The following is a 10,958-nucleotide window of genomic DNA, read 5'->3' as shown; positions in this document are numbered from 1 at the left end:
GAGAGGACCGAAGTGAACGGACCGCTGGTCTATCTGCTGTCACGCCCGTGGCAACGCAGAGTAGCTATGTCCGGAAGGGATAACCGCTGAAAGCATCTAAGCGGGAAGCCCACTCCAAGATTAGGAATCGTTGAGAGCCCTGGAAGACTACCAGGTTGATAGGCTTTAGGTGTACGCACAGCGATGTGTTGAGCCGAGAAGTACTAATTGCTCGATCTTATTAGGAAATTTGGAAATCACTGACTTTCCTCGATAATTATAATTTATATACCTGTTGTTTCAGTCAAAAAACAGCGGATCGAATCCTCTGTTCTGGTGATTCAAGGCGATGGAACCACCTCTTCCCATTCCGAACAGAGAAGTTAAACGTCGTACTGCCGATGATAGTCCTTCGGGGCCAAAGTAGGTAGTCGCCAGAACAGAGGATTTGATCATGAAAAACCACCCGTAAGGGTGGTTTTTCTCTTGTCTGATATAATATTTCCACCTATGTCATCCTGGTCAATGCGGCGCAGATTCGGATATTTCCTCATATTCCTGGCGGGGCTCGTGCTCCTCGTCGGCGTGCCGTCGTTCTTCACCTTCTATCGCGCCCCTACCTGCTCTGACGGCAAGATGAACGGCGCCGAGACGGGAATAGACTGCGGCGGAAACTGCGCTAAGCTTTGTCCGGCAGATTATGCCGCGCCGCGCGTGCTCTGGAGCTATTCGGTCCGTGTCCTTCCGGGCGTATACAACGCTCTCGCATATGTCCAGAATCCGAATACGTCAGTGGAAGCGGCTTCGGTCCCGTATCTCTTCAAACTCTATGACAAGGACGGGCTCCTCATCGTCCAGAAAACCGGCAGGGCATACGTCCCGGCCGGACAGAGATTCGCCGTATTCGAAGGCGGCATAGCGACCGGTGAGCGCGTCCCGGCGAGGACGACATTCGAATTCACCGGCGATGCTGATTGGAGGCAGGGGAGCATGCTTTCGAAGCTTCGCGCCGAAAATACCGACCTGATCCAGACGGGAAGCCCGCGCGCGCAGGTGCAGGTCAGGAACGAATCGGTGGACAGGACCTATTCGGACGTCACGGCGTACATCATCCTCTATGACGCTTCGGACAACCGCGTATCGTTCTCGAAGACCGTCCTTGATCCGATAAAGCCGGGAGATAGACAGATGATCAATTTCACCTGGCCGGAGCCGTTCGCGACGTCCGTCGTCAGGACGGAGGTGTTGTTCGTCGGGACGGGCAAATAGACGCGGTCGGTAGCAGGGAACCGAAAACCATATGGTAGACATGATCAAAAGCGCGGGAGAGCGCATAGCGAAAGGCGGCATCGACTGGATGATGTTCGGCGCGGCGGTGACGCTCGCGCTGTTCGGCCTCGTTACCATGAACTCCTTCATCGGCGACAATTACTATTTCTCGCGCCAGATCATATGGCTCTGCGTGGCCGTAGCGGTATTCTTCGGGACGAGCTTCATAGACTGGTCGTTCCTGCGCCGCACCAACGTCCTCGTCACGCTCTACTGCGCCGTCATCGCCGTCTTGGGCTTTCTCCTTCTCGCCGCGAGGGAAGTGAAGGGCGCTCAGAGCTGGCTCCATTTCGGCGCGGTGTCGTTCGAGCCCATGGACGCGGCGAAGCTGGTGCTCGTATTCGTCCTGGCGAAATATTTCTCTCGCAGGCACGTCGAGATCGCCAACATCCGCCACATCCTGGTATCTGGCGCATATACGGCGATCCTCTTCATACTCATCGCCCTCCAGCCCGACTTCGGCTCGGCGATGATCGTCGGATGCCTGTGGCTCGGCATGGCGCTCGTATCGGGACTTTCCAAAAAGCATCTCGCTATCCTGTTCTCGTGCGCCGTCATCGCGTTCACGCTTCTCTGGAATTTCGGATTCCAGGAGTACCAGAAGCTGCGCGTATTAAACTTCGTCCATCCGACGGCCGACGTGCAGGGGACCGGATATAATGCCCGCCAATCAACGATCGCCGTCGGATCAGGGGAGATCCTGGGCAAAGGCATCGGTTACGGAACGCAGTCCAAGCTCAAATTCCTTCCCGAATACCAGACCGACTTCATATTCGCGGCATTCGCCGAGGAATGGGGATTTATCGGCGTCATCATATTCTTTGGGGTGTTCGGCGTGCTTGTCTGGCGCATCATCGCCAATGCGCGGCGCGGCGTCACTAATTTCGAGATATTCTACGGGCTCGGGCTCGCGGTGCTTTTTATGAGCCACTTTTTCATAAACGTCGGTATGAACATGGGGATGTTGCCGGTCACGGGCATCACGCTCCCGTTCGTGAGCTACGGCGGTTCGCATCTGCTCACGTCGTTCTTCGCGCTCGGTATCCTGCAATCGTATCGAAAGTCCATGCGCGCGGCGCACCGCGAAGAGACTAAGAACGAGTTCCTCGGTATATAGCGACGGTCTCGGAAACCATGCGGGAGAGGGCGAACTCTTTCTGAACCTTCTCTGAAAGGGCTTCGGCGAATGAACGTGCTTTGTCCGGATCCGACGCGATGAGATCGAGGCTCCTTGCCGTGTCATCAGGCTTGCGCGTCTGGACGAGGATGCCCGATCTCATGTCATCTATGATCTCTTTGACGCCGCCGACATTCGTCGCCACGACTGGCAGTCCCGCGAATCCTGCTTCGATGACCGCGTAGGGCAGGCCTTCTTTTATTGACGAGAGGACGAAAGCGTCGAGCCCGCGCAGGTATGTCGAGGCATTCTCTATGAATCCTAAAAGAGCGACGCGCTCTTCGAGGCCGAGGCTTCTCGCAAGCGTTTCTAATCTGTCGCGCTCCTCGCCCTCGCCTATGACGGCGAGCTTGAATCGAGAGTCGAGAGAGGAGAAAGCGGGGAAGAGATATTCATAGCCCTTGTTTTTATGGAGCTCGCCTATAGCGCCTACGAGGAAATCGCTATCGGCGATGGCGACGCCCTTAGCCCGAGCCGCGGCCTGCAGATGCGCCCGGGCTTCAGTCTTCTCCTTAAAATTAGGTATCTTTGCGCCGTTATGGACCAAGACCAGCTTGTCTTTTATTCCAAAGAGCCTCTTTCCGTCATTCAGGTCCCGGGCGGATACGGCTATCGTCTGATGCGAGAGGACGATCGTGAGCCATGAAAAGAATCGTATGCTCCAGAGTGAGAGAAGGCCGCGGTCTTCGTTCCACGGCCATCCATGGCAGGTGAATATGATCTTAGGAACGCCCGTGATGCGCGCGGCGAACGCTCCGATGCCGCCGACCTTCGAGCTGTTCACGTGGACGACGTCGGGCCTCTCTGCCTTAAATATCGAATAGAGCCTGAAGAAGCTCTTCGCGTCGGCCAATGCGCTCATATCCCTTTGGAGAGAGTCTACGGACATCGTCCGGATGCCGGCGGCCGCCAGCTTTTCGGCGAGAGTGCCTGACCCGCCGAATGCGACGACGGCTTCGAATCGGTCTTGCGGCAAAGAGGAGGCGAGGTCGTAGACGTACTTCTGCGCGCCGCCCCAATTAGACTTAGTTATGACGTACAAGACCTTTGTCTTCCGGTCGGGATTGTTCATAAAATGAGGCTTTAATTATAGCTTTTTTTGAGTTTCTCTGCACCATCCGCGCTACTTGTAACTAAGCCGGGGCAGTGTAGTATTACATCTTGTATGACTTCCTTCAGCAAGAAGGCTCCCTGGATTCTTCTCTTCGGCGACGTCGCTTTCTTCGTCGTCTCGCTTTGGCTTTCCCTCCTCGTCCGATATCTCGGCACGCCTGACAAGCTGACGTTCAACGACCATCTCGCACCCTTTTCGCTCCTCTTCGTCGTATGGGTGCTCGTATTCTTCATCTCCGGCCTCTATGACAAGCAGAGCATCATATTCGCCCAGAAACTCAAAGGCCTTCTCATCCGGACCCAGATCGTCAACATATTCATCGCCGTTTCATTCTTCTATTTCATTCCATGGTACGGCATTACTCCGAAGACGACGCTCTTTCTCTATCTTCTTATATCGCTCTGCTTCATCCTCGCATGGAGGCTTTCCGGCTATTTCATCCTCGTCCCTAAATCGCGGGAGAGAGCGGTCCTTATAGGAAAGGGGGAAGAGGTAAATGCTCTGGCAAAGGGCGCAGGCGAGCTCTACAACGTCGATTTCGTCGCATTGATCGATCCGAGCCGGCCATCGGATGAGGTAGCGGCCGAGATAGAGGTGCTTAAGCCGTCCCTTATCGTAGCCGATCTTCACAGCGATAGGGTCCAGATCCTGCTTCCGAACCTCTATAACCTCATCTTCTCTCAGGTTCGTTTTATGGATATAGACGAGATATATGAAGGCGTATTCGATAGGATACCTGTTTCCTTGGTCCGCCATCACTGGTTCCTCGAGAACGTCTCTACGTCGCCGAAGGTCTTCTATGATGCCTTCAAAAGGATCATGGATGTGGTGCTCGCACTCGTGCTCGGCTCCGTTTCTCTGATCTTATATCCGTTTATAGCCCTTGCTATAAAAGCCGAGGATAAGGGGCCTGTATTCATCTTCCAGAAAAGGGTAGGCAAGGACGACCGCATCGTCCGCATCGCTAAATTCCGGAGCATGAGCGTCGCCGCCCAGGACGAGACGGGCGCTTCGGAGCCGCAGTCCGTGACCCGCGTCGGCGCTTTCATCCGAAGGACGCGCATAGATGAGCTGCCGCAGCTCTGGAACGTGGTGAAGGGCGACCTGTCTCTCATCGGCCCGCGCCCAGAGCTGCCTCAATTCGTAAAGGTGTATGAGAGCGAGATACCGTTCTATAAGATCCGCCACATCATAAAGCCGGGCCTTTCGGGCTGGGCGCAGATATATCACAAGACTCCGCCGAAATTCTCGGCGAGCAATGAGGACACGGCTATGAAGCTCTCGTATGACCTCTATTACATCAAGAACCGGTCGTTCCTTCTCGACCTCGTGATCGCGCTCAAGACCGTGAAGGAGCTCGTGTCGAGGAAGGGTGTGTAAGCTTGTAACTTTTCTCGTTTTGGGTAGCTTGTAGTGAAGAAGAACCTTTTAAAACCATGAAAAACAAAAAGACAGTTATCGTTACGGGCGGGGCGGGATTCCTTGGATCCCATCTCGTTCCCGAGCTTTTGAAGCAGGGTTACCAGGTGCATGTCGTGGACAATCTCGTCTCCGGTAAGCTCGATCACGTGCCGGAAGGCGCGAGTTTCTACAACGTCGACATCCGCGATCGCGCGGTGCTGGTCGAGCTTTTCAGGACGATCGCGCAGAAGGCGGGCAGCCTTTACGGCGTGTTCCATCTCGCGGCCTTGCCGCGCGTGCAGTTCTCGATCGACCATCCGGCCGAGGCCCACAGCGTGAATGTCGATGGCCTGATCAACGTTTTCGAGGCGGCTAAGCGAGCTGAGGCCCGCAGGCTGGTATATTCTGCCTCGAGTTCGGCATACGGTGATTCGAAGGAGCTGCCGCTCCACGAGGATATGATGCCGAACCCGATGAGCCCGTATGCGATGCAGAAGCTCTATGGCGAATATGTCGCCAAGAACTATGCGCTGCATTACGGTCTACCGACGGTGTCGCTCCGCTACTTCAACATCTATGGGCCGAATGCCGATCCGAAGGGTCCGTATGCCCAGGCGATCATCAAATTCATCGACCAGCGCGCTAACAGCAAGCCGATGACGATCACGGGCGACGGCCTCCAGACCCGCGATACCGTGCATGCGCGCGACGTCGTCCGCGCCAACATTCTCGCCCTTGAAAGCGATAATGTTGGAAAGGGTGAAGTCGTCAATATCGGTTCCGGACGTAACGTCTCGGTGCTCGATATGGCCAAAATGATCGGCGGCGATCGCGAATTCATCGCTCCGCGCATCGAGCCGCGCCACAGCTTGGCTGACATCCGCAGGGCGAAAGAGCTTCTCGGATGGGAGCCGCAGATAACCCTTGAAGAAGGGATCGCGGACCTCAAGGAGCGTCATCGGATTGACGGATAGCCACGGCGATTTACAAGCCGGTTTCTGCGAGAGCAGAAACCGGCTTTTTGTTTTGCAAAACCACAGAATAAACGCTAGTATAGCCCTGCATTACTCATTGACCCCCATTTTCAGGCATTCCCATGTGGAAAAAGCGCATTTCGGCACTCGTTCTCTTGGTCCTCGCGTATGGCGTCGCCCATTTCGCATATATCAATAAAGAGTCGTACAGACTCGGTCTCGACCTTTCCGGCGGCACGCACCTCGTGTTCAACGCCGACACGTCGAACCTCGCTCCGTCTGAGATAGACGACGCGATGACGTCGCTCGCAAACGTCGTTGAAAAGCGCGTGAACCTCTTCGGCGTGTCCGAGCCTATCGTGCAGGTAGAGACGGGAGGCGTCATCGGCCAGACGGATCACAGGCTCATCGTCGAATTGCCGGGCGTTACCGACGTAAAGCAGGCGGTGGACCTGATCGGCCGCACGCCGGTCCTTGATTTCCGCCTCGTGAAGCCGGGCGCTGACAAACTCACCGACGCGGAAAAGGCGAAGGCGACCTATGACGACATCTTCGTCCAGACGGGCCTCACGGGCCGATACCTTTCGCATGCGAACCTCGAATTCGACCAGACGACGTACGCGCCGCGCATCGCCATCACCTTTAACGACGAAGGGGCGAAGCTCTTCGGCGATATCACCAAAGCGAACATAGGCAAGCCCCTCGCCATATTCCTCGACGGCGAGCCTATCTCGACGCCCGTCATCCAGACCGAGATCACGTCGGGCAATGCGGTTATCAACGGAACGTTTACGGTCGACGAAGCGCGCTCTCTCGTCCGTGACCTGAACCTCGGCGCGCTTCCCGTGCCTATCAGCCTCGCTTCGACCCAGACCGTCGGCGCGACGCTCGGCAAGGGCGCCCTCGACGCATCGGTATTCGCCGGCATCATCGCATTCATCGCCGTCGGCATATTCCTGATCTTCTGGTATCGCATATCGGGCATCGTGGCGACGATCGCTCTCGCTATCTACGTGGCGCTCAATCTCGCGCTCTTCAAATTGATCCCGGTGACGCTCACGGCGGCGGGCATCGCGGGCTTCGTGCTCACGCTCGGCATGGCCGTGGACGCGAATATCCTTATCTTCGAACGAATGAAAGAAGAGCTCCGCCGAGGCCTCGACCTGCCGGCGGCTATCAAGGAAGGCTTCCACCGCGCATGGCTTTCGATCCGCGACTCGAACCTTTCGTCCATAATCACGGCCGTCATCCTCTATTATTTCGCCTCGACGCCGGTGATCAAGGGCTTCGCGCTCGTCTTCGGCCTCGGCGTCGTCGTCTCGATGTTCACCGCCATCACGGCGTCGCGAACGCTCCTTATCGCTGTCGGCGCGAAGGGGAACAGTAAGTTCGCCCGATTCTTCTTCAGCTCGGGTATAAGCCACAACTAAACATGTTCATCGTAAAATACCGAAAATTCTTCTACGCTCTCTCCGTTCTCCTCATCGCGGGATCGGTAGCGGCGCTCTGGCTGTGGGGACTTAAGCCCGGCATCGACTTCAAGGGCGGCTCGATCATCGAAGTCGAATATGCGTCTTCGACCCGGCCTGTCATTTCAGCGGTCCAGCCGTCTCTCGATAAGCTCGATCTCGGCGAATATTCGATCCGCGAAACGGGCGCCGAAGGATTCATCATCCGTACCAAAGAGCTGGCTCCGGAAGCGCATGACGCAGTCATCGGCGTCCTGAAGGTGAACGGCGCGAATCTCACGGAAAAACGCTTCGACTCCGTCGGCCCTATACTCGGCGAGGAAGCCCTCCAGAAGTCGTGGATGTCCATCGCTCTCGTGCTCCTGGCAATCGTACTTTTCATCACGTTCGCGTTCAGGGGTGTCTCGAGGCCGGTCAAATCGTGGAAATACGGCGTCATCGCCATTATCGCGTTGGCTCACGACATCATCATCCCTGCGGGCGTATTCGCCCTCCTCGGCCATATCGCGGGAATCGAAGTAGATACGCTCTTCGTCACGGCCCTCCTCGTGGTGCTCGGCTTCTCGATCCATGACACCATCGTCGTATTCGACCGCGTGCGCGAGAATCTGAAGCACAATCATGAAGGCAAGCAGAAGAAGTCGTTCGACGTCATCGTCGGCGAATCCATCAACCAAACGTTCGTCCGATCCGTGAACACGTCCCTCACGACGCTCATCGCCATATTCGTGCTCTATCTCGCCGGCGCGGAGGCGACGAGGCATTTCTCCTTGGCGCTCCTCGTCGGCATCGCTGCGGGCACCTATTCGTCCATATTCCTCGGCTCGCCGCTCCTCGTCACGGTATATGCGTGGCAGGAAGGCAAGAAAGCCTAGCGCTATGCGTAAACGGGGTAGTGGGATACTATAATCCCGACGAACACGTGGCGGAATTGGTATACGCGTACGTCTCAGAAGCGTATCCCGCAAGGGTTGAGGGTTCGAGTCCCTCCGTGTTCACTTTTTGGGCGGCAGAGGGCGGGTTTGATTTTTCCCGGATTATGGGCCAGAGTTAAGTCATATATGACGAAGCGTATCGGCGCGCTCATGCTTCTTTTGGCGGTCATTCCGGCATCTGCCCAGGCCGCGTGGTGGAATCCTTTCTCGTGGGCCGCGGCGAAGCCTTCGGCAGTTGCTACGACGACTCCTGTCGTCGTGTCGGGTATTTCAGGCTCCCGCATCGTTCCGACGATAGAAGAGCTTCAGTCCCGCATCGCCGACCTCGAGGCGCAGTTGCGCGCAGCATTGTCGCGCGCCGACGTCGCCGAAGCGAGCGCGGCGAAAGCGGCCGCTCCCGCTCCGCAAGTAAAGGCTCCTGTCTCCGTGCCCGCAGCAGCCCTTTCCGAAAGCGGCATCGATGCGAAGACGAAAGCATCGGTCGTCCTCATCGAGAGCGCCACCTCGACCGCCGTCGGCGCCGTATTCGACGCGAGCGGGCGCATCCTCACCGACACCCGCATCTGGATCAAGGACCAAGCCGGCATAACGCCTATCACGGTCACGCTTTCGAGTGGCGCGAAGAAGCCGGCAAGGCTCATAGGCATAGACGAGACCCGCGGCGTCGCCGTGGTCCAGATCATGCCGTCCGGCTCCTATCCGTACCTTAAGCCCGTCTACGAAAGCGGCCTCTCGGCGGGCGACGCCGCTTTCGTCCTCGGCTATGGCTCGTCCCCGATCAAATCCTCCGTTGCCAAGAAGACGGCCGACGGCATCGAGCTCGTCGCCGAAGGGAAGCCCCGCGACAACGGCAGCGTCATCGTGAACGATCGCGGCGAGCTCGTCGGTATCCCGACCTCCTCTATCTGCCGCGTGCTCGAACAGGGGACGAACTGCCTCAAGTATACCGTCGCCGAGACCGCCATCCAGGCCGTCGCGCCGAAGATAATCGCCGGCATGCGCCTCTTCATACGCAAAGAATATTCATCACCGACGGAGCAGGATATCCGCGGCCAGCTCGACGGCATGTACCAGGGCGTGAAGACGAGCGGCGTCATCGAATACGCCATCGCCGCCGCCACCGGCCCTAACAGCTTCGATAATTTCAATAACAAGCTCTCGAACGACGAGGACGGCAAGATGACCAAGCTCTATCTCCAGAAGCTCAAGCAGATCGCTGAGGCGCAAGCGTCAGGGGCCGACTTCCTCAAGAACCAGACCTACAACCTGCGCACGTTCCTCATAGACCATAGCGCCGACATAGCGACGCTCGGAACCTATCAGCAACAGATAATCAAGAACGTCCAGTCCTTCAATTCGGCGAAGCTCGCCGAATATACCGCGAAGCTCGACCTGCTCACGAAGAGGAAGAACGAGTACGACGCCTACCTTGCGGCTGGAGCGGGAACGACGCACGACTATCTCATGGAAGAGGGGGCGTTCCTCGAAGGCGTAAGCGAATACTTCAAAGCCGATCAAAAGACCCTCCTCGACTCTTTCTCCGGCGAATCGGTCCGCATCTTCTGATTCGTAATATCAGCGCACGAGCTCTCCGCCGCACGATGTGAAAAGCTCGTCTTGAATATTCATCGACATTAGAACCTTAACCTAAAAACAGCATGGCAAACGAAAACAGGGGATTCGCCGGCATGGATCCCGAAAAGCAGAGGGAGATAGCTTCGAAGGGCGGCAAGAGCCAGGGGCAGGAGAATAACCCCGGCAATTTCGCCAACGATCCGGAAAGGGCGCGCGAGGCAGGACGCGAGGGCGGCAAGAGCCAGGGACAGGAGAATAACCCCGGCAATTTCGCCAATGACCGCGATAAAGCCCGCGAAGCGGGCAGAGAAGGCGGCCGGCATTAGCCTCGGGACGCATGCTTGACGCCATAGAAGCCCTGTGTATAATAGTCTTTACCTCGTTAAAAACCTGGGCAGTACGCAGAAAGTGCCTCAAAAGCACTTTTTGCTTCGCCGGAAGGGCTTACCGAGGGGTTCGTTGACAATTGAGATAATTGAAAGAGAACGTGCGGTAGAAACTGGTAAAACTTTTTCTATCTGTATGTGCAAGTTCAAGAAACTATTCTTTTAGAACAAGGATTTATGATCGGAGGCAGATTCAGCCTTCGGTCACCATAGGATTGTGAGATTCCGGTAGCACGGAATCTCCAGGTTCAAAGTAGTAGCAGGTAATACTGTTGTCTATTTTGTTCCGTTCGATCCAGGCGAGAGCCCTTCGGGGTTGTCGCATGGATTTATATCAAGAGTTTGATCCTAGCTCAGGATGAACGCTGGCGGCGTGGATAAGGCATGCAAGTCAAGGGGGCCCGCAAGGGCAACCGGCAGACGAGGTAGTAATAAGTAGGTACGAACCTTCGAGTCGCGAATAGCCTGCCGAAAGGCAGGGTAATACGCGATAGTCCCTCCGGGGTAAAGATTTATCGCTCGAAGATCGGCCTGCTCGGTATCAGGTAGTTGGTAGGGTAACGGCCTACCAAGCCAATGACGCCTAGGGGAGCTGAGAGGCTGACCCCCACCGATGGGA

9 protein-coding genes, 1 tRNA gene and 3 rRNA genes are annotated in these 10,958 nt (G+C 56.4%); 12 read left to right on the top strand and 1 reads right to left on the bottom strand.

All coding sequences use genetic code 11. The features are described from left to right. The 4 genes from VHE10_01260 to VHE10_01245 form a co-directional block, all read left to right on the top strand. A 23S ribosomal RNA gene (locus VHE10_01260) occupies window positions 1–228 on the top strand; the annotation flags it as partial. An 83-nt stretch (window positions 229–311) separates the two neighbouring features. Next, window positions 312–419, top strand: a 5S ribosomal RNA gene (gene rrf, locus VHE10_01255). A gap of 70 nt (window positions 420–489) precedes the next feature. Further along, complete coding sequence (locus VHE10_01250) at window positions 490–1,248, top strand: hypothetical protein (protein ID HVU06402.1); 759 nt, start codon at window positions 490–492, stop codon at window positions 1,246–1,248. 31 nt (window positions 1,249–1,279) lie between these two features. Continuing rightward, the gene (locus VHE10_01245; GenBank protein ID HVU06401.1) at window positions 1,280–2,425 is read left to right on the top strand and encodes an FtsW/RodA/SpoVE family cell cycle protein; all 1,146 of its coding nucleotides are present in this window, start codon (window positions 1,280–1,282) and stop codon (window positions 2,423–2,425) included. Here the strand turns inward: VHE10_01245 and VHE10_01240 are convergent. Continuing rightward, window positions 2,400–3,557, bottom strand: a complete 1,158-nt coding sequence (locus VHE10_01240) for a glycosyltransferase family 4 protein (GenBank protein HVU06400.1) — start codon at window positions 3,555–3,557, stop codon at window positions 2,400–2,402. The two genes, VHE10_01245 and VHE10_01240, sit on opposite strands and share 26 nt — an antisense overlap. Before the next feature lie 93 nt (window positions 3,558–3,650). Between VHE10_01240 and VHE10_01235 the strand changes: the two genes are divergently transcribed. The 8 genes from VHE10_01235 to VHE10_01200 form a co-directional block, all read left to right on the top strand. Next, entirely contained in the window at window positions 3,651–4,979 is a 1,329-nt protein-coding gene (locus tag VHE10_01235; GenBank protein HVU06399.1) for a sugar transferase, read from the top strand. A gap of 56 nt (window positions 4,980–5,035) precedes the next feature. After that, on the top strand, window positions 5,036–5,974 hold the full coding sequence (locus VHE10_01230) for an SDR family NAD(P)-dependent oxidoreductase (GenBank protein HVU06398.1): 939 nt from the start codon (window positions 5,036–5,038) through the stop codon (window positions 5,972–5,974). Window positions 5,975–6,096: 122 nt separating this feature from the next. Further along, entirely contained in the window at window positions 6,097–7,404 is a 1,308-nt protein-coding gene (gene secD / locus VHE10_01225; protein HVU06397.1) for a protein translocase subunit SecD, read from the top strand. Window positions 7,405–7,406: 2 nt separating this feature from the next. Next, window positions 7,407–8,318, top strand: a complete 912-nt coding sequence (secF, locus tag VHE10_01220; GenBank protein ID HVU06396.1) for a protein translocase subunit SecF — start codon at window positions 7,407–7,409, stop codon at window positions 8,316–8,318. Between the two features lie 41 nt (window positions 8,319–8,359). Continuing rightward, window positions 8,360–8,441 (top strand) — tRNA-Leu (locus tag VHE10_01215). A gap of 63 nt (window positions 8,442–8,504) precedes the next feature. Beyond that, window positions 8,505–9,944, top strand: a complete 1,440-nt coding sequence (locus VHE10_01210; protein ID HVU06395.1) for a S1C family serine protease — start codon at window positions 8,505–8,507, stop codon at window positions 9,942–9,944. Between the two features lie 92 nt (window positions 9,945–10,036). Then, window positions 10,037–10,279, top strand: coding sequence for a KGG domain-containing protein (locus tag VHE10_01205; protein ID HVU06394.1), 243 nt, complete (start codon window positions 10,037–10,039; stop codon window positions 10,277–10,279). Between the two features lie 390 nt (window positions 10,280–10,669). Beyond that, a 16S ribosomal RNA gene (locus VHE10_01200) occupies window positions 10,670–10,958 on the top strand; the annotation flags it as partial.

This window comes from Candidatus Paceibacterota bacterium, assembly GCA_035546035.1.
GTDB lineage: Bacteria > Patescibacteriota > Minisyncoccia > Phycocordibacterales > UBA6065 > UBA6065.
The sequence above is the reverse complement of the archived record's forward strand: the minus strand, read 5'-3'. Positions and strand labels throughout refer to the sequence as shown.

Bases quoted from the DNA above. Each gene is read 5' to 3' on its own strand.
- VHE10_01250 (HVU06402.1), top strand. From the start codon at position 490: ATGTCATCCTGGTCAATGCGGCGCAGATTCGGATATTTCCTCATATTC.
- VHE10_01245 (HVU06401.1), top strand. From the start codon at position 1,280: ATGGTAGACATGATCAAAAGCGCGGGAGAGCGCATAGCGAAAGGCGGC.
- VHE10_01240 (HVU06400.1), bottom strand. From the start codon at position 3,557: ATGAACAATCCCGACCGGAAGACAAAGGTCTTGTACGTCATAACTAAG.
- VHE10_01235 (HVU06399.1), top strand. From the start codon at position 3,651: ATGACTTCCTTCAGCAAGAAGGCTCCCTGGATTCTTCTCTTCGGCGAC.
- VHE10_01230 (HVU06398.1), top strand. From the start codon at position 5,036: ATGAAAAACAAAAAGACAGTTATCGTTACGGGCGGGGCGGGATTCCTT.
- secD (HVU06397.1), top strand. From the start codon at position 6,097: ATGTGGAAAAAGCGCATTTCGGCACTCGTTCTCTTGGTCCTCGCGTAT.
- secF (HVU06396.1), top strand. From the start codon at position 7,407: ATGTTCATCGTAAAATACCGAAAATTCTTCTACGCTCTCTCCGTTCTC.
- VHE10_01210 (HVU06395.1), top strand. From the start codon at position 8,505: ATGACGAAGCGTATCGGCGCGCTCATGCTTCTTTTGGCGGTCATTCCG.
- VHE10_01205 (HVU06394.1), top strand. From the start codon at position 10,037: ATGGCAAACGAAAACAGGGGATTCGCCGGCATGGATCCCGAAAAGCAG.